14 protein-coding genes are annotated in these 17,745 nt (G+C 64.7%); 8 read left to right on the top strand and 6 right to left on the bottom strand.

Annotated elements, in window-relative coordinates; genetic code table 11:
- Positions 1–180: 180 nt before the first annotated feature.
- The 6 genes from QZ656_RS18875 to QZ656_RS18850 all read left to right on the top strand — a co-directional run bounded on the left by QZ656_RS18875 (position 181) and on the right by QZ656_RS18850 (position 6,192).
- Complete coding sequence (locus QZ656_RS18875) at positions 181–1,692, top strand: Ppx/GppA phosphatase family protein (RefSeq protein ID WP_291994832.1); 1,512 nt, start codon at positions 181–183, stop codon at positions 1,690–1,692.
- Positions 1,693–1,710: 18 nt separating this feature from the next.
- Complete coding sequence (locus tag QZ656_RS18870; RefSeq protein ID WP_291994831.1) at positions 1,711–2,826, top strand: ABC transporter permease; 1,116 nt, start codon at positions 1,711–1,713, stop codon at positions 2,824–2,826.
- On the top strand, positions 2,823–3,617 hold the full coding sequence (locus tag QZ656_RS18865) for an ATP-binding cassette domain-containing protein (protein WP_291994830.1): 795 nt from the start codon (positions 2,823–2,825) through the stop codon (positions 3,615–3,617). The genes QZ656_RS18870 and QZ656_RS18865 overlap by 4 nt, the downstream gene beginning before the upstream one ends.
- A gap of 2 nt (positions 3,618–3,619) precedes the next feature.
- The gene (locus tag QZ656_RS18860) at positions 3,620–4,564 is read left to right on the top strand and encodes an MlaD family protein (RefSeq protein WP_291994829.1); all 945 of its coding nucleotides are present in this window, start codon (positions 3,620–3,622) and stop codon (positions 4,562–4,564) included.
- Positions 4,561–5,175 carry an ABC-type transport auxiliary lipoprotein family protein gene (locus tag QZ656_RS18855; RefSeq protein WP_291994828.1) on the top strand — a complete coding sequence of 205 codons (615 nt, stop codon included), beginning with the start codon at positions 4,561–4,563 and terminating at the stop codon, positions 5,173–5,175. Before QZ656_RS18860 ends, QZ656_RS18855 begins: the two co-directional genes overlap by 4 nt.
- A 219-nt stretch (positions 5,176–5,394) precedes the next feature.
- Positions 5,395–6,192, top strand: a complete 798-nt coding sequence (locus tag QZ656_RS18850) for an enoyl-CoA hydratase (RefSeq protein WP_291994827.1) — start codon at positions 5,395–5,397, stop codon at positions 6,190–6,192.
- A 51-nt stretch (positions 6,193–6,243) separates the two neighbouring features.
- Here the strand turns inward: QZ656_RS18850 and QZ656_RS18845 are convergent, their stop codons facing one another.
- The 3 genes from QZ656_RS18845 to QZ656_RS18835 form a co-directional block, all read right to left on the bottom strand.
- Positions 6,244–7,719, bottom strand: a complete 1,476-nt coding sequence (locus tag QZ656_RS18845) for a sensor domain-containing diguanylate cyclase (protein ID WP_291994826.1) — start codon at positions 7,717–7,719, stop codon at positions 6,244–6,246.
- A 159-nt stretch (positions 7,720–7,878) separates the two neighbouring features.
- Complete coding sequence (locus QZ656_RS18840) at positions 7,879–8,538, bottom strand: EcsC family protein (protein ID WP_291994825.1); 660 nt, start codon at positions 8,536–8,538, stop codon at positions 7,879–7,881.
- Positions 8,539–8,612: 74 nt separating this feature from the next.
- Positions 8,613–9,245, bottom strand: coding sequence for a class I SAM-dependent methyltransferase (locus tag QZ656_RS18835; RefSeq protein ID WP_291994824.1), 633 nt, complete (start codon positions 9,243–9,245; stop codon positions 8,613–8,615).
- A 426-nt stretch (positions 9,246–9,671) separates the two neighbouring features.
- On the opposite strand from QZ656_RS18835, the gene QZ656_RS18830 reads away from it, so the two are divergent.
- A complete protein-coding gene (locus QZ656_RS18830; protein WP_291994823.1) occupies positions 9,672–11,192 on the top strand; it encodes a CYTH and CHAD domain-containing protein in 1,521 nt (506 codons plus the stop codon).
- Positions 11,193–11,234: 42 nt separating this feature from the next.
- Here the strand turns inward: QZ656_RS18830 and QZ656_RS18825 are convergent, their stop codons facing one another.
- From QZ656_RS18825 to QZ656_RS18815, 3 genes are all read right to left on the bottom strand, one after another.
- Entirely contained in the window at positions 11,235–12,308 is a 1,074-nt protein-coding gene (locus QZ656_RS18825) for a 3-deoxy-7-phosphoheptulonate synthase (RefSeq protein ID WP_291994822.1), read from the bottom strand.
- A complete protein-coding gene (mfd, locus tag QZ656_RS18820; RefSeq protein WP_291994821.1) occupies positions 12,305–15,742 on the bottom strand; it encodes a transcription-repair coupling factor in 3,438 nt (1,145 codons plus the stop codon). The genes QZ656_RS18825 and mfd overlap by 4 nt, the downstream gene beginning before the upstream one ends.
- Before the next feature lie 188 nt (positions 15,743–15,930).
- Positions 15,931–16,695, bottom strand: a complete 765-nt coding sequence (locus QZ656_RS18815; RefSeq protein WP_291994820.1) for an NAD-dependent deacylase — start codon at positions 16,693–16,695, stop codon at positions 15,931–15,933.
- Positions 16,696–17,050: 355 nt separating this feature from the next.
- On the opposite strand from QZ656_RS18815, the gene ompA reads away from it, so the two are divergent.
- The gene (gene ompA, locus QZ656_RS18810; protein ID WP_291994819.1) at positions 17,051–17,713 is read left to right on the top strand and encodes an outer membrane protein OmpA; all 663 of its coding nucleotides are present in this window, start codon (positions 17,051–17,053) and stop codon (positions 17,711–17,713) included.
- Positions 17,714–17,745: the final 32 nt, after the last annotated feature.

Here is a 17,745-nt window from a genome sequence, read left to right as displayed (position 1 = left end):
GCGTGCAATAGACGGCAAACATAGTACAACCATCGCTCTGCCATGGGTCGATCGGCGGGCCATTTTCTCGGCGATGAGGCGCTGTGGCGACGCGCTGGCTGCCGGGATGGCGCTGTTCGCATGGTGGTAAGATGCTGGTTCTGCAAATACCAGCGGCCGCTGGGCAACAAGAGAGCGGGCATGAGCTACGAACTAATTGCCGGTGTCGACCTCGGTTCGACCAGTTTTCGGCTGCAGGTCGGGAGAATCGTCGGGACGCGGATTCTCCCGCTCGATGAGCTGAAAGAGCCGGTTCGCCTCGGTGCCGGCCTGAGCAGCGAGAAAATCCTCGATCACGCCTCACAACAGCGCGCGCTCGACGCCTTGCGGCGACTTGGCGAGCGGCTGCGTGGTTTCGCGCCGGCAAGCGTGCGGGCGGTGGCCACCGACGCCATGCGCGTCGCCAGGAATGCCGGTCTCTTTCTACCGCGGGCCGAGGCGGCGCTGGGTTTTCCAATCGAGATCATCGGTGGTCGCGAGGAGGCCCGCCTGATCTTCATCGGCGCAGCCAACGCGCTGCCCGCCAGCAGCCAGCGGCGCCTGGTGGTGGACATCGGCGGCGGATCAACCGAACTGATCATTGGCGAAGGGACCGAGCCGTCGCTGATGGAGTCGCTGTTCATTGGCGGTATCGGCTATCGTCGGCGCTTCTTTCCGGAAGGCAAGGTAGACCAGAAGAGCCTGCACGCGGCCAAAGTTTCGGCGGCTCGCGAGATCGAGACGATCGTTGCCGACTACCAGCGCTGCGGTTGGCAGGAGGCCGTGGGTTCTTCGGGTTCAGCGCAGGAAATTGCCAATCTCCTCGAAATGAATGGCCTTAATCCCGACGGCTGCAAGGGTATCAGCCGTGACGGGCTGCATACCCTGTGCGAACTCTTGGTACGTGCGGGCTCAGCCGAGGCCCTGCAGCTCAATGGCCTGCGTAGCGAACGCCTGATCATCCTGCCGGGCGCCATCGCCATCATGTCGGCGCTGTTCTCCGAACTGGCCATTGAGCACATGGCGTACACTCCTGGTGCGCTGCCGCTGGGTGTCCTCTACGATCTGCTCGGTCGCTGCGAGCATCACGACACGCGCGACGAGACGGTCGGGCACTTCATGCGGCGCTACCAGGTCGCCGAGGCGCAGGTCAGACGCGTCGAAGCGACCGCGCTGGCGCTGCTCGGGCAGTTGATCGCGCTCGATTCGCCCGCGCACGAGAACGAGGTGCACTTTCTGCGCTGGGCTGTCTCACTGCACGAGATCGGCGTTTCGGTGGCGCATACCGGCTTTCACAAGCATGGCGCGTACATCATCAGCCATGCCGATATGCCTGGTTTCTCGGCGCGCGACCAGTCGCGCCTGGCGTTGCTGATCCTCGGGCAAAGCGGCAAACTGCAGAAGCTGGCGGCACTGCCGGCAGGCGATCCGAACTGGCGGCTGCTTTTCTGCCTCCGCCTGGCGGTTCTGGTGCATCGTTCACGCGACGAGCAGCCCTTGCCAGCGTGGGCGCTCAGGCAGTCGCCGACAGGTTTCGAGCTGGCGATTCCGGCCGCCTGGCTGGCCGCTTATCCGATGACCGCCGCCGCCCTGGCCGACGAGACCTCGCTGTGGCGCCGTATCGGAATCGACGTGCGCATCGAGCGTCTGGCTGGCGAGACAGCGCTGTGCTGACGAGCGGCTGAGCCGACGATGAGCACGGCGACGATCGCCACCGTCGAGCAGGCGGGCCGCGTGCAGCTGCGGCTTGCCGGCGATTGGACTCTGGCGACGATGCCGCGGCCGATTGCCAGCCTGGAGCTGCGCTTGCGTGCTCTGGCGAGTGGCAATCCCCACTGGGATCTGCAGTCGATCGTGCGCATGGACAGCGCTGGCGCCATCCTCTTGTGGCGTGCCTGGGGACGGCAATGGCCGGCAGCTCTGGACATTTCCCCTCGCCACCGCTTGCTGATCGAGCGCGTCGAGCGGCTACGCTCCGAAAGTGAGCCGCTGCGCTCGCGCGATGCCCTGGCCGGGTTGGTCGCTGCCGGTCGCCTGGTCCTGGCGGCGGTCGCTCAACTGGCGGCAATCGTCGCCCTGATTGGTCAGCTACTGCTCGACGTGCTGTATCTTTGCCGTCATCCAGGCGACGTGCCGTGGCGCGAGTTTTCGGCCAACCTCTACAAGAGCGGTGCGCAGGCGCTGCCGGTAACGGCCTTGATCGGTTTCCTGATCGGTGTCGTACTCTCCTACCTTTCTGCCTTGCAGCTGTCGACCTTTGGCGCCGATGTTTTCATTGTCAATCTGCTGGGCATCAGCATCGTTCGTGAACTGGGGCCGATGCTGGTAGCCGTTCTCGTTGCTGGTCGATCGGGGTCGGCGATGACCGCCCAGATTGGCGTCATGCGGGTCACCGAGGAGATCGACGCGCTGGCGACGATGGGCGTTTCGCGAAGCCTGCGTCTGGTTTTACCGAAGGTCGTCGCACTCTCGGTGGCGATGCCGCTGCTGGTCGTCTGGTGCTCGGCAGCCGGGATCGTCGGCGGAATGGTTTCGGCCAATCTGCAGATGGATTTGTCGTACGGTTTCTTCATCGACACCTTGCCCAAGGTGGTGCCGGTCAGCAATCTGTGGATCGGCATGAGCAAGGGCGTCGCTTTCGGCTTTCTGATTGCGCTGATCGCCTGTCACTTCGGCCTCAGGGTCAAGCCGAATACCGAAAGCCTGTCGTCGCAGACGACGACTTCGGTGGTAACCTCGATCACCGTGGCGATTCTGGTCGATGCCGTGGCAGCGATTCTGACTCGCCATATCGGGATGCCGCTGTGAGTGCGCCGCCGGACGCTGGCCGGGCGGTGCCGGTGATCGAGATTCGCGGCCTGTGTACGCGCTTCGACGACGTTCTGGTGCATCAGTACATCGACCTCGATGTTGGCGCCGGGCAGATGCTCGGTCTGGTCGGTGGTTCGGGCAGCGGCAAGACGACGCTGCTGCGCGAGATCGTTGGTCTGCTGGCGCCGAGCGCTGGCACGCTGAAACTCTTTGGCCAGGCGGTGCTCGACGACGACCGCAAGCGCAGTCGCGCGCTTCGCCGCCGCTTCGGGATGCTCTTCCAGCAGGGAGCGCTCTTTTCGGCGCTATCGGTTTTTGACAATATCGCGTTCCCGCTGCGGGAGCTGCGCACTCTCGACGAGGCCATGATCCGCGATCTGGTATTGCTGAAGCTGGCGATGGTAGAGCTCGAGCCACGCCACGGCGCTTTGATGCCCGCCGAGTTGTCCGGGGGAATGGTCAAGCGCGTCGCGCTGGCGCGGGCGCTGTCGCTGGAGCCCGAGCTGCTGGTCTTCGACGAGCCGACGGCGGGTCTTGACCCCGACCTCGCCGAGAGTTTCGTCAATCTGATCAGGCTCCTGCAGCGCGAACTCGGGTTCACGGTAGTGATGGTGACGCACGATCTGGCAACCTTGACGGGCTTGGCGACGCGGCTGGCAGTGCTCGCCGACAAGACTATTGTCGCTTGCGGTACGGCCGCCGAAGTGCTCGCTGTCGATCACCCGTTCATCCGCAATTTTTTCGCTTCGGGGTACGCTGCGGCGGCCAACCGACAAGCGGCGAACTAGCCGTGGAGAACCGTTCGCACGCCCTGATCGCTGGTCTGTTCATCCTTCTGCTCGGCGCCGCGGCGATCGTCGCCGCCTGGTGGTTCGGCGGCAAACACGAAATGACGCGCGACTACACGGTGGTGACGCAGCAAAACGTTACCGGCCTCAGCCTGCAGGGCCAGGTGCGTTATCGCGGCATCCGCGTCGGCAAGGTGGAGTCCATCGAACTCGACCCCGATGACTTGCGTAACATCCTGATCCGGATCAGCGTCAATGACGACGTGCCGGTGACGCACGGGACGACCGCCAAGATGGGCTATCAGGGAGTCACCGGCATCGCCCACGTCCTGCTTGAAGACAGCGGTGCCGATCCGACTCCCCTGACTGGCGATGCGGGCGCCGCTTCGCGGATCCACATGCAGCCTTCCCTGATCGACGAGTTGTCGGACGCCGGCGGCGCCACGCTGCGCGCGGCGCGCGATTTTCTGGTCAGCGCCAACCAGCTGCTGAACAACCAGAACCTGCAGCATTTCGCGAAGATTCTGATCAATCTCGAGGCGACCACCGCCAACGCCAACGGCGCTGTCGAGGAGTTTCGGCAGTTGCTGACCATGCTTCCGGAAAACATCCGCTTGCTGGGCACGACGCTGGCTCGTGCCGAGCAGGCGGCGGGCCAGGGGACGCCGCTGTTGGTCGAGGCGCGGGCCCTGGTGGTCCGTTTGCAGAAGGTCAGCGACAAGGTCGATCTACTGATCGGCGACGCGTCGCCGAGCGGATTCGGCGCGCTCGCGCCCCGCCTCAATGAGCTCGGGAGCGACTTGTCGGCCAACTCGCGTCAATTGCAGCGGGTCCTGCAGATGCTTGAAGAGTCGCCACAAAGCGTCGTCTTCGGCGCGCCGAAGCACGCCCCAGGGCCCGGTGAGACCGGTTTCAGTGCGCCGCCAGTGCGCGAGGGACGACGATGAGAAAGCTGTTGATGGTCTTGGCGTTGGGTTTGCTGGCGGCGTGCGCGGCCGGCCCGCGCAATTCGCCAACGCCCGAGGTGTACGACTTCGGTCTGCCGGCGCCGCGCGTCGTCAGCGACGGCCGCTGGTCGAAGGTGGTGCTCGAAATCCGGGCGCCGTACTGGTTCGACTCGCCGAGTATCGAATATCGTCTGCTCTACGACGATCCTCTCAAGTTGCGCAGCTACGCCGGCAGTCGCTGGGCGGGAGCGCCAGGGCTGCTGCTGTCGCAGCGCCTGCGGCAGCAACTGGGGGTGCTCGGCGGCAGCGGCCAGGCGGCGGTGAATTGCCAGCTACGTCTGGAGCTGCAGGAATTCTCGCAGGCCTTCGACACGCCGCAGCATAGTCGTGGCATCCTGCAAGGCAGTGCCAGCATCGTTGACGCTCGGCGCCGGGTCGTCGCCGAGTGGCTGCTCGCCGTCGAGCAGCCGGCGGCCACTGCCGATGCGCGCGGCGGTGTGCGTGCGCTGGTGGCGGCCAGCGAAGAACTCGGCCGGCAGCTCGCCAGCTGGTTGGACGAGCTGGCGAAAACCGGCAAGCTGTACGACTGCCTGGCGTCGCCAGGCAGCTAATTTTCATTAACGGTCATGGCATGTTGAGATAGCCCAGATCATGAAAGTCATGACCGTTTCCCCCTTCCCCTGGCCCTTCTCACGCAAGGGGAGACGGGGGTTTCGTGAGTCGCGTACGCGACTTTCACAGTAACCGCAGCGCCGCCGGGTCCCAATTCCATGCGCCGTCCGCCGGCGTTGCCGACCGACCCGTTGGCGATCGACATCAAGGAGAGAATCATGAGTACCCCGACGCCAGCCCTGGAGCCCTACCTGGTCCGTACTGATGGCAATGGTATCGCGACGCTGACGCTGAACCGGCCGCAGCAATTCAACTCACTGTCGCTGGCGATGATCGCCGCCCTACAAGCCGAACTTACGGCCATTGCCGCCGATCAGGCGCTACGCGTGGTGGTCATCGCCGGCGCCGGCAAGGCCTTCTGCGCCGGTCACGACCTCAAGGAGATGCGTGCCAACCACGACAAGGCGTTCATGCAGGATCTGTTCAGACGCTGCGGCAAGATGATGATGACCATCACCGAGATGCCGCAACCGGTGATCGCGCGGGTCCACGGCATCGCCACCGCGGCCGGTTGCCAGCTGGTGTCGATGTGCGACCTGGCCGTTGCTGCCGACAGCGCGCGCTTTGCCACGTCGGGGATCAACGTCGGCCTGTTCTGTGCAACGCCTGGCGTCGGACTTTCTCGCAATCTTGGCCGCAAGCAGGCGCTGGAGATGTTGCTGACCGGTGATTTTATTGATGCCCAGACGGCACTGCAGCAAGGCCTGGTCAATCGCGTCGTTGCTGGCGACGCGCTCGACGCCGAGATCGACAAGCTGGCCGGCGCGATCATTGCCAAGTCGTCGGTGGCCATCGCGATGGGTAAGCAGATGTTCTACAAGCAGCTCGAGATGGGGCTCGAAGGCGCTTACCAGTATGCTTCCGAGGTGATGGCCTGCAACATGATGACGGTCGATGCGGCGGCCGGCATCGACGCTTTCATCGGCAAACGCAAGGTCGAGTGGCAGGGTAGGTAGTGTCCGAGCGAGCGGCGCCGGGGTCGCTTCGGCCGGCCGTTGCAGCGGGCGTCAGATTACCACCAGCTGGTCGTGTCCGCCGGCCCTGGCGTCGGCAAGCGCTTCGGCGGCGCGCTTCATGAGGTCGTCGAACGACTTGTCGTCTGGTCTCGCCTGGCTGGCGCCGACGCTGGCCGTGAACTGGACGGTGCCGTTTTCGGTCGGGATCGAAATGGCGGCGATCCCTGCACGCAGCCGCTCGGCAACGACAACGGCGTCGCTGGCCTCGGTCGCGTGCAGCAGGATCGCGAATTCGCCACCGCCGACTCTGGCGAGCAGATCCATCGCCCGCAGACAACGGTTGGCCACTTCGGCAAAGGCAATCAGCACCAGGTCGCCGACGGCATGGCCGTAGCCGTCGTTGAGCCGCTTGAAAAAGTCGATATCGCACAACAGGATGGTCAGCGGCGATTGGCTCTGCTGCGCGCGCAGCAGTGCTTCATCGAGCGTTTCGACGAAGTGTTGCCGATTGCTGACACCGGTCAGCTGGTCGCTGGTCGCCAGTTGCTGCAGCTCGGCATCGCGAAGCGCCAGCGCCTGTAGCAGGCGCAGCGACCGAAAGGCGACGACAAGCAGCGGCACACTGATGCCCAGAGCCAGCAGAATGATCCACAGCGTTTGCTTCAGCCACGGCACGAGGACTTCGTCGTAGTCGGCCGAGACCGTTACCAGCAACGGGAAATCGGTGACCGCCGCATAGCTGGTGAACTGTCGTCGCTGCGTGTCAGCGCTTTCTTCGACGACGACCACGTTGTCGAGCTGCGGTGCCAGCGCCTCGCTGGCCAACGCGCCGCCGGTGACCGCCTGGCCGAGCGCTTGCGCGTCGTCCGGCGCGACGGCCAGGACCGTGCCGTCATGGCGCAGCAGGGTGATCGAGCCACCGGGCTTGCGGCGCTGCTTTTCGTACACCTCGGTGAGCAGCGTCAGGTCGATCACCGCGACCAGCGTCGAAAAACCGTCGATGGGATCTGCCAGGCGGACAGCGATCGGCAAGCCGAAATGGCCGTCCGGCTGACGGCGCGTCGGTTTGCCGATGAACAGGGTACCGTCGGCCGGTGCCCCCTTGAAATAGTCGCTGCCGGCGGCGCTTGTCGGCGGCTCCGAGGGATCGCCGAGAACGTCGAAGATACGACCGTCGGTGGCCACCAGGCGGATGTCGATGGCCTCGCCGGTTCTGCTCCGAAAGCCCTCGATCATGTTCCGGAAAGCCAGGTCGCGGCGTGGGTCGCGCGCCGGGTTCGCTTCCAGCCATTGCGCAGACGCCGCCAGGAAGACATTGATCAGGCGAAACTGTCGCCGCGTCTGGTCTTCGACGGCATACGTCATGCGTTGCAGGAACTCGCCGGCCATGGCGATACGTTCCTGTCGTGCGGCGACGGTCCAGAAGCCGACGAAGGACCACAGCGCTACGAAAAACAGTAGCGTCAGGATAATCACCGTGCGTGGGTTCGCCCATTCCTCGAGATGCTTGCTGGTGGTCTTCGCCATGCTGTCTGCCTGTTAACCTCTAGCCAACACATGGCGCATTCTAACAGGCGGCTCGCCTTCCTCGACAAGGCGCCGCTCGACACGCCGTGCCTCGCCGCGCGGCGGTCGCCGGCCCGCGTCGGTACTGTGCGCCGGCGAGTGCCGCGACTCGTGGAGTGCTCAGCGCGACTTGTGCGGCGCTTCGTCATCGTCGTCGCGCAGCCACTCCGCGTCGGCCGCTTGCACGTCTACGACGCCGCCGAAGAACTCGATCGCCGTGTCGGCTACCTGGGTGGTGTCGTAGTAGGCGTAGGCGCCAGCGCCGAGCGCGCCGACCACCGGGATCCAGCGGGCGATTCCCTTGCCGATCACGCGTTGCCCGATGTGCATGGCGATCTTCAAGACGACGGCCTGCACCTGCGGCCGCGAGGCGCGCTGAACGACAAAGCGCTTGCCGATCTGGGTTACCAGATCCCGGACGGCCTGCGCGTCGGTGTGCCGGAAAAGACAGTAAATCATCTCTTCACGCGTCAGCTCATGCGTCTTTCCGTAGCACGCGGCGATGTCGGCAACCATCTGCGTTTGCAGTTCCCATAACGAGCGCAGTTCGGGGAGGAGCGTCAGCCAGCCCAGTGGGCCTGGCGGCAGGCTGAGTCCACCGGTGGTGAGCGCCGCGTGTCTGGCCACCGTTCCGGCAATCGCCCGCGCCCGGCTCTCTGGTCTGGCCTGCGGCCGCTCGCTGCTGCGCGGAGTCTGGCCGACGTAATCGAGAATCGCATCGGCAATTCGGGGACCGACTGGCAAGCGGGAGCGGCGTTTCGAGAAGCGTTTGTCGGGCATGGTCAGGGTGCCACCGGTTCTGAAAGCGAACGCTCAGGTTCAGGAAAAGCTCGGGCCAGCGCTGCCATCTTGCTTCATTCGGCCGCTTTGCGCCAGACGCTGGCCAGCCAGGGCTGTTGCGCGCGCGGCACGCCGGTCGGACGAAAATAGTGCTCGATTTCACTGAAGCCGGCGTCCGCCATTTGCTGCCGCCAGGTGGCGAGGTCATGGAAACTGGCGTAACGCCCACCATTCCAGCCCTCCTCGTTCTCGCCGCGCGGGTTCGACGAGAACAGCACGCCGCCAGGCTTCAGGGTGGCGTGCAATTGCCGCAGAACGCGCAGCAACTCCTGCCCAGGCACATGAAACAGCGAGGCGTTGGCGAAAACCCCGTCGAAATGCCCGCCGGGTAGGTCAAGTTTGAGAAAGTCCTGTTGCCAGACGGCGCAGCCGCTGTCTACACGCGCCATGTCGACGAAAGCCTGTGCCCCGTCGAGTCCGATCGCCCGATGGCCGAGGGCGCTGAAGGTCTGCAGGTCGCGACCCGGGCCGCAGCCGAAGTCGAGAATCGTGAATGGCGCCTGGCCTTCGATGTGGCGCAACAAGGCCGCGATGTTCTGGCTGACGTCGTGCTCGCGCGTCCCCTCGCGAAAGTCCTCGGCGCGCTGGTTGTAGTGGCTCAGCGTCAGGGTCGTGATGTGTTCGAGGTCGTCGGAATGTAGTGGCATCGCGGCTCTTCGGTAATCGTCGGTAATCGTCGCCGCTCGCTGCTTGGCGGCCTGGCTCGCCAGGCCGCCGGCGAGCCGAGCGCCGGTGTCGATGGTAAACCACCAGCGAGTGATCGCGATTGCCTACGAAGGTGATCTATTCCGTGCTCGTCGTCGCGTTAGACTCGCAGCGCTCCGGATGATGTTCTTCTCGCCGGGAGCTTGGCCGCTCTGGCCGCTCTGGCCGCGCCTTCGATCGCCGGGGCGCGCTCGCCGATCCGTGCGTTTGTCGGGACCAGCAGGGAGTCTGGAAGTTCCTGTGCTAATCTACGCGGCTGTGCCGTGCCTTGACAGGCCCGCGTCAAGAGGCGTGCGGGCAGGGTGCCGCCAAGGGAATGATCAATATGACCCGGCGAAGGCGTCGCCTTCGCCGCACGAGGGTTCGTGATGTCTACCGAAACCGAAATCAAGCTGTCGCTGTCGGCACGTGTCGCCAGCGAGTTGGCCAGGCACCCGCTGCTCGCCGACCTGAAGCCGCATCGACAACTGCTGATCAATACCTACTACGACACCGCCGACAGCCGCCTGCGCAAGGAACGGATCGCCGTGCGCTATCGACAGCAGGGCCGTGATTGCCTGTTTGCCGTCAAGACGGCGGCGCAGCTCAGTGGCGGATTGGCACAGCGCCGAGAGTGGGAGGTTCGCGGCACGCCTGGGACCTTCGATTTCTCGCACGTCGACGATGGCCGTGTCCGTGCCGTGCTCGAGTCGCTTCGCGATCAGTTGCAGCCCCTGTTTACTACCCGCTTCACCCGCCTGGCGTGGTTGTTCGAGCCGCGTCTCGGGGCGCGCATCGAAGTGGCGCTTGACCGCGGCTGGATCGAGGCAGCGGGGCGGCGGCAGTTGATCCGTGAGGTCGAACTGGAGTTGTGCGAGGGAACGGTCAGCGATCTGTTCGATCTGGCCAGCACGCTGCAGGCGACCCTGCCACTACACCCCGAAGTCAGCAGCAAGTCCGAACGCGCTTGCCGCCTGTTGGCCGATTTGCCGATGGTCGCGGGCAAGGCGATGCCGGTCGCCGTCGACGCCGGCTTGTCGAGCATCGCTGCTTTTCGCCTGGTCGCTCTGGCGTGCGTCAACCACCTGCAGCGTAACGAGCAAGGCGTTCTCCAGAGCGATTCCCCGGAGTTCGTTCACCAGGCGCGAGTCGCCATTCGCCGTCTGCGGTCGGCTATCCGCGTTTGGCAGCGACACCTGCCCGAGGCCTTTGTCGCGCGCTTCGATCCGGTCTGGCGAGAACTCGCGCAAGAACTCGGCGACGCCCGCAACTGGGATGTCTTTCTGGCTGGCGGCGTACCCGCGTTGGCGGATGCGTTGCCCGAGCACGTGGCGGTCGAGCAATTGCGCAACTACGCCCAACGGCGTGCCGGCAGCTGCCGCCGGGCCGCCAGGCGGGCGCTCAAGGCGGCCGCCTATTCGCGCTTGTTGGTCGACTTCATCGCCGCCGTCGTGGCCTTGCCGGAAGTCGACGCCGGCCAGGTCGGGACTTTGCTGCCGGGGTGGCTCGACAAGTGCAGCAAGCGCGTCAGTCAGCGTGCCGCCGATGCCCTTGACAGTGGTGAAGATGCGGCTCGCCATCGCCTGCGCCTGGCCTTCAAGCAACTGCGCTACGCCCTCGAATTCTTTTCGTCAAGCTTCGCCGCCGGGCCGGTGCTCGAGGCTTATCACCAATCAGTCACCGACCTGCAGGAACTGCTCGGCAGCCAGAACGACCTGGCGGTCGCCACACAGCTGAGCACTGTGGCGCTGCCGGCGGCGAAAGCGGCGCCTATCGTCGGCTGGCTGGCGACGCAGAGCGAGTCGCTGCTGCCTGAACTGGCGACAAGCCTGGCGGGATTCCGGCAACAGCCGGTGCCCTGGCACGAGCCGTTGCCGGGCGCCAGGCCGGCCGCCAGCTCCGGCGTCTAACGCGCCTGGCTCGGCAAGGACTCGATCGCCCGGTAGCCGCTGTCAGCGGTTGCGCTTGGGCAAGACGTCGGACAGCAGGCTGGCGGCGTCGCGAATCATCCGTTCGGTAGTTTCCCAGTCGACACAGGCGTCGGTCACCGAGCAGCCGTACTTGAGCTGCGTCAGGTCGGCGGGGATTGGCTGATTGCCGGCGACAATATTCGACTCGATCATCATCCCGACCAGTGACTGGTTGCCGAGGCGTACCTGATTGACGACGTCGGCCATCACCAGCGGCTGCAGCTCGGGCTTCTTGTAGCTGTTGGCGTGCGAGCAGTCGATCACGACGTTGGTCGGCAAACCGGCCTTGCGCAGCGCCTGTTCGGCCATCTGCACGCTGACCGTGTCGTAATTCGGCCGGCCATCGCCGCCGCGCAGGACCAGATGACCGTAGCGGTTGCCGCGGGTACGGACGATCGACGTCCTGCCCTGACCGTTGATGCCCAGGAAGCTGTGCGGCCGCGACGCCGAGAGAATGGCGTTGACGGCGATCGAGACGTCGCCGTTGGTGCCGTTCTTGAAGCCTACCGGCGTCGATAGGCCCGAAGAGATCTCCCGGTGGGTCTGTGATTCGGTGGTGCGCGCGCCGATTGCGGTCCATGAAATCAGATCGCCCAGATACTGCGGCGAGATCGGGTCGAGGGCCTCGGTGCCAGCTGGCAACCCGAGTTCGGCGATCTCGAGCAGGAACTCGCGCGCCTGCTGCATGCCCCGGTCGACGTGAAATGAATCGTCCATGTCCGGGTCGTTGATGTAGCCCTTCCAGCCGGTGGTGGTGCGCGGCTTTTCGAAATAGACGCGCATCACCAGGTAGAGCGTGTCGCTGACCTCGTCGGCGAGCGCCTTGAGGCGCCGCGCATAGTCGAGTCCGGCCAGCGGGTCGTGGATCGAGCATGGCCCGACGACGACGAACAGACGGCGGTCGCTGCCGGCGAGAATTCTGCGCAGCAGCTCGCGGCTGTTCATCACCAGCCTGGCGGCGGTCGGCGAAAGCGGCAGGCGGCCCTGGATTTCCTCGGGAGAGGGCATCGCGTCGAAGGCGCTGACATTGATGTTGTCGATGTCGAGAGTGGTCATGGTTTTGGCGGCCGGGTCAGTTGATGAACAAGGTCTTTAACGGCGCTAACGCGGTCGGCAAGCGTTGCGCAGTGGCGTTTGACAAGTAGCCGGTCTTGTCCGGCCAGTCGGTAATTGCGGTTCGTCTGAATCAGCTCGATGATCCGCAGGGGGTCGACCGATGGCTTGGCTTCGAACTGTACGCTGATCTGCTCGGCGGTGGCGTCGAGCTTGCTGACCCCCAGTGGCTTGCACAGCAGGCGCAGGCGGTGGCTGTCGAGCAGCGCGCGGGTCTGCGGCGGCAGCTCGCCAAAACGATCGATCAGCTCTTCCTGCAGGTCGGCCAGTTGCTCGGCCAGCGTGCAGTTGGCCAGACGCTTGTACAGCGCCAGCCGCTCGTGGACGTCGGGTGCGTAGTCGGCGGGCAGCAGCGCCGGGGTGTGCAGGTTGATCTCGGTGGTGATCGCCAGCGGTTGCGTGAGGTCCGGCTCCTGGCCTTTCTTGAGCGCGGCAACGGCCCGGTTGAGCATCTCGGTGAACATGTTGAAGCCGACTTCCTGCATCTCGCCCGACTGGTTGTCGCCGAGGACTTCGCCGGCGCCACGGATTTCGAGGTCGTGCATCGCCAGGTAGAAGCCGGCGCCCAGCTCGTCCATCATCTGGATCGCCTCCAGTCGCTGTCTGGCCTGCTTGTTCAGCGCTTCGTCGTCGTGCGTCAGCAGGTAGGCGTAGGCCTGATGGTGCGAGCGCCCGACGCGACCGCGCAGCTGATGGAGCTGCGCCAGACCGAACTTGTCGGCGCGATTGATGACGATGGTGTTGGCGTGCGGATTGTCGATGCCGGTTTCGATGATCGTCGTGCACAGCAGGACGTTGACGCGTTGCTGCGTGAAATCGCGCATCACACGTTCGAGGTCGCGCTCCTTCATCTGACCGTGACCGACGACGATACGCGCCTCGGGCAACAGCTTGGCGAGCTTGTCGCGCATGTTTTCGATGGTGCTGACTTCGTTATGCAGGAAGTACACCTGCCCACCACGTTTGAACTCGCGCAGCAGCGCTTCGCGGATGATGCCGTCGGAGAAACGGCTGACGAAGGTCTTGATCGCCAGGCGTTTCTGCGGCGCCGTGGCGATGACCGAGAAGTCGCGCAGGCCCTCGAGCGACATGGCGAGCGTGCGTGGTATTGGTGTCGCGGTCAGCGTCAGGACGTCTACTTCGGCGCGCAGCGCTTTCAGCGCCTCCTTCTGGCGGACGCCGAAGCGGTGTTCCTCGTCGATGACGACCAGGCCAAGACGGCTGAACTTGACGTCCTTCTGCAACAGCCGGTGCGTTCCGATGACGATGTCGATTCGGCCGGCGGCCACCTCCTTGAGCGCTTGGCTGACCTCGGCGCCGGTCTTGAAGCGCGACAGCTCGGCGATCTTCACCGGCCAATCGGCAAAGCGGTCGTTGAAGGTCTGGAAATGCTGTTCGCAGAGCAGCGTCGTCGGGCACAGGACGGCTGCCTGGCGGCCGCCGGCGACGGCGCAGAAGACGGCGCGCAAGGCGACTTCGGTCTTGCCGAAGCCGACGTCACCGCACACCAGGCGATCCATCGGGCGGCCCGATTTCATGTCTTCGATGACCGCCGCGATCGCCGCCGCCTGGTCGGGTGTTTCTTCGAAACCGAAGCCATCGGCGAAGGCATCGTGGTCGTGTGTCTTGAAGTCGCACGCGTGTCCCTGGCGCGCCGCGCGCAGTGCGTACAGGGCGAGCAATTCGGCGGCGGTGTCTCTGGCCTGCAGCGCCGCGCGGCGCTTGGCCTTTTCCCATTGCGGCGAGCCAAGGGTGTGCAGCGGCGCGGCGTCGGGGTCGGCGCCCGAGTAGCGCGAGATGACGTGCAGTTGCGACACGGGGACGTACAACTTGGCGTTGCTCGCGTAGTGCAGTTCGAGGAACTCCATCTGGCCTTCACCGAGGTCGAGGTGGACCAGACCCTGATAGCGGGCGATGCCATGCTGCTCATGAACCACCGGCGAACCGATCTTGAGCTCGGTGAGGTCGCGCAACCAGTTGTCGACCGAGGCCTTGCGCTGCGCGACGTGGCGTGCGCGGCGCGAGGGACTGTCGGCGTACAGCTCGCTTTCGCTGATGATCGCCAGCTGTTCGCACTGGAAGCCGTCGTGCAATGGCGCGACGGCCAGCGAGAGCTTGCTGTCGGCGCTCAGGAAGTCGGCAACGCTGGCGCTGGCCTGCGGCTGCAGCCCGTACTCGGCGAGCAGTTCGGCCAGCGTCTCGCGGCGCCCGGCGGTTTCGGCGACGATCAGTACGCGGCCGTTGAAATCGTCGATGAAGGCTTTCAGGCGGCTCAATGGGTCTTGCGCGCGGCGGTCGACGGCCACTGCCGGCAGTCGTCGCGCCGGGCCGTCGTCACCGACGCTGAGCTTTATTCCGGCGTAGGGTTTGGCGGCGACAAAGAAGTGTTCTTCAGCCAGGAAGAGGTCGGCGGGCGGCAGCAGGGGGCGGCTGCGGTCGCCTGCCAGCATGTCGTAGCGTGACTGCGCTTCACGCCAGAAGGCGCGCAGCGCTTCCGGCACATTGCCGTGCAGGGCCAGGATCGCGTCGCCGGGAAGGTAGTCGAAGAGGCTCGCCGTTTCCTCGAAAAAGAGCGGCAGCCAGTATTCAATGCCAGCGGTTGGCACGCCGTTTGACACGTCCTTGTAGATTCGCGACTTGCCGGGGTCGCCGTCGAAGAGCTCGCGGAAGCGCTGGCGGAAACGGCTACGCCCCTGTTCGTCGAGCGGAAACTCGCGCGCCGGCAGCAGGCGAATCTCCGGCACCGGGTAGAGCGTGCGCTGGCTGTCGACGTCAAAGGTCTTGATGCTTTCGATTTCATCGTCGAAGAGGTCGAGCCGGTACGGCAGTTGCGAGCCCATCGGGAAAAGATCGATGATGCCACCGCGGATCGAGTATTCGCCCGGCGCAACGACCTGCGTGACGTGCGCGTAGCCGGCCAGCGTCAGCTGCGCGCGCAACTGCCCGGCGTCGAGTTGCTCGCCCTGCTTGAGGAAGAAGGTGTAGGCCGCCAGATAGGCCGCCGGCGCCAGCCGGTAGACCGCGGTTCCTGCCGGCACCAGCAGCACGTCGCAATCGCCGCGCATGACCGCGTAGAGCGTTGCCAGGCGCTCGGAAACCAGATCGTGATGCGGCGAGAAACTATCGTATGGCAGTGTTTCCCAGTCCGGCAGCAGGCGTATCCGCAGGTCGGCCGCGAAGCACGGGATCTCCTGCAGCAGACGCTGGGCGTCGGCGGCGCTGGCAGTAATCACCGCCAACAGGCGATGCTTGCCGCCCAAGCTCGCGTCGGCCGCCGCGCCGGCGATCATAAGCGCGTCGGCCGAGCCCGCAAATGAGGGAAACTGTAGCCTTTCGCCGACTTTGGGTAACGGCGGTCGGGGAAGCTGAAATGACAAGGAAGGCGACTCGCGACTCGATTTCTGACCCGGGTGGTCTGCGCGAGCTGGTCAAGGCAAGGCAGCGAAAGGGCAGGATTATAGCTGATCAGCGGGCGTCGCTCGCATCGTCGCGCCGGCGGCACCTACTCGTGCGGCGTCGCTCGGTCGGCCGGCGCTGCTCGCCGTTCGCCGGCGCGGCAAGGGCGTCAGCGCTGCTGCGCGGCAAGTTTTGCGCACAGCGCACTGAAGAACGGCGACGCGCCACTACGAAACGAGTAGTCGGCAGAATCGGAAAGCTGCGTCGGCTGCGGGTTGACTTCCACCACCGTCGCCCCGGAACGTTTTGCCCACAGCGGCAGCAGAGCGGCTGGCTGCACGGTGAACGAGGTGCCGACACAGAAAAACAGATCGGCCGTGAGGCTGCTCGTTGTCGCCGCGGCAAATACCTCTTCGTCAAGCATTTCGCCGAACAGCACCAGGTCGGGTCGCGTCGGCGCGCCGCAGTGTGGGCAGCTTGGACAGCTGGGGGCCGCGGGCACGCTTTGCTGCCAGTCGGCAAGGTAGCCGCAGCGCTGGTGGCAACGGACGCGATGAATCGTGCCATGGATTTCGAGCACGCGTTGATTGCCGGCGCGGCTGTGATAGCCGTCGATATTCTGGGTGATGATCGTCAACTGTTTTGCCGCGCAGAGTCTCTCAAGCCGGGCGAGCGCGTGATGACCCTCATTCGGCTGCCGCTGATCGACCAGCTTCTTCAGTTGCCGCAGCCAGTCCCAGACCACCCGCGGATTGCGCTGGAATCCCTGGACGCTGGCTACCTCGTCCGGGTCGACCTGCTTCCATAGTCCGCTTGCGTCATCGCGGAAGGTGGGAATGCCGCTATCAGCGGAAAGTCCGGCGCCCGAGAAGACGACGATTTCCATCGCCTCGCGCACCAGGGTGGCAACGGCATCGAGCTTGCTGGCGTGCATCGTTCACTCCTTCTGTATCGTTGCGGCCGGCCGCGGCCGATATCTAGCCGAGAAACGGCGGTTGCCATCGGCGCCGACAGCCGCCGCACTACCGGCCATCGGCGTTTTCCTGCACCGAATGTCGTGTCGCTGGCGGCACCCCCGGTAGGCGTAGCGTTCGCCTTGGTCGCCGAGAGTGGCGACCAAGGCGGCGATCTGGCCGCTCGCAGAGCCTGTTCGTTGTATAAATGCAACACAATGCCAAGTCAATGCTTGAAGCGGCTCAAGTTTGTATGCTTAAATCCGCCGACTGCGCAAAAATCGCATCGCGTGACACGCATTCGGACCTAACAGAGAATAATCGAGGAGGAATATCTTGAAATCGAAAATCATTACCACCCTGCTGGCCTCAATCGGCCTGTTTGCGGTAGCTGGTGCTGCACAAGCCCAGACCGCTGTTGATCGCGTTTACGTGATTGACTCACGCGGCGAAGTCGCGATGAGCGGCGCCGGCCTGTGCTGGCGGACGGGATTCTGGACGCCTGCCGGCGCTGCCAAGGATCCGGCTGGCTGCAAGTGCGACAAGGACTTGCTGCCGAAGGAAGTTTGCGAGCCACCGATGGCTGCTGCTGCTCCTGCTGCGGCTGGTCCGAAGCCGTCTGGCGACAAGATCACCGTAGCTGCCGACGCATTGTTCGACTTCAACAAGGCGACGCTGCGCCCGCTCGGCAAGTCCAAGCTTGATGAAGTTGTCGCGATGTCCAAGCAGATCAAGCTGGAAGTGATCATCGCCGTCGGTCATACCGACCGCATTGGTTCCGATGCCTACAACCAGAAGCTGTCCGAGCGGCGTGCCGCGTCGGTCAAGACCTACCTGGTGAGCAAGGGCGTCGAAGCCAATCGGGTCTACACCGAAGGCAAGGGCGAGAAGCAGCCGGTTACCAAGCCTGGCCAGTGCGCGGGTGCGAAGAGCAAGAAGGTCATCGAGTGCCTGCAGCCTGACCGTCGTGTCGATATCGAACTGATCGGCACCAAGTAATCCAGGCAATGCTTGAGAAAAGCCCCGCTTAG

Source organism: Candidatus Accumulibacter sp. ACC003, from assembly GCF_907163085.1.
Lineage (GTDB): Bacteria > Pseudomonadota > Gammaproteobacteria > Burkholderiales > Rhodocyclaceae > Accumulibacter.
This window is presented reverse-complemented; position numbering and strand designations above follow the sequence as displayed.

Coding starts and splice junctions, on each gene's coding strand:
- QZ656_RS18875 (WP_291994832.1), top strand. CDS start 181: ATGAGCTACGAACTAATTGCCGGTGTCGACCTCGGTTCGACCAGTTTT.
- QZ656_RS18870 (WP_291994831.1), top strand. CDS start 1,711: ATGAGCACGGCGACGATCGCCACCGTCGAGCAGGCGGGCCGCGTGCAG.
- QZ656_RS18855 (WP_291994828.1), top strand. CDS start 4,561: ATGAGAAAGCTGTTGATGGTCTTGGCGTTGGGTTTGCTGGCGGCGTGC.
- QZ656_RS18850 (WP_291994827.1), top strand. CDS start 5,395: ATGAGTACCCCGACGCCAGCCCTGGAGCCCTACCTGGTCCGTACTGAT.
- QZ656_RS18845 (WP_291994826.1), bottom strand. CDS start 7,719: ATGGCGAAGACCACCAGCAAGCATCTCGAGGAATGGGCGAACCCACGC.
- QZ656_RS18840 (WP_291994825.1), bottom strand. CDS start 8,538: ATGCCCGACAAACGCTTCTCGAAACGCCGCTCCCGCTTGCCAGTCGGT.
- QZ656_RS18835 (WP_291994824.1), bottom strand. CDS start 9,245: ATGCCACTACATTCCGACGACCTCGAACACATCACGACCCTGACGCTG.
- QZ656_RS18830 (WP_291994823.1), top strand. CDS start 9,672: ATGTCTACCGAAACCGAAATCAAGCTGTCGCTGTCGGCACGTGTCGCC.
- QZ656_RS18825 (WP_291994822.1), bottom strand. CDS start 12,308: ATGACCACTCTCGACATCGACAACATCAATGTCAGCGCCTTCGACGCG.
- QZ656_RS18815 (WP_291994820.1), bottom strand. CDS start 16,695: ATGCACGCCAGCAAGCTCGATGCCGTTGCCACCCTGGTGCGCGAGGCG.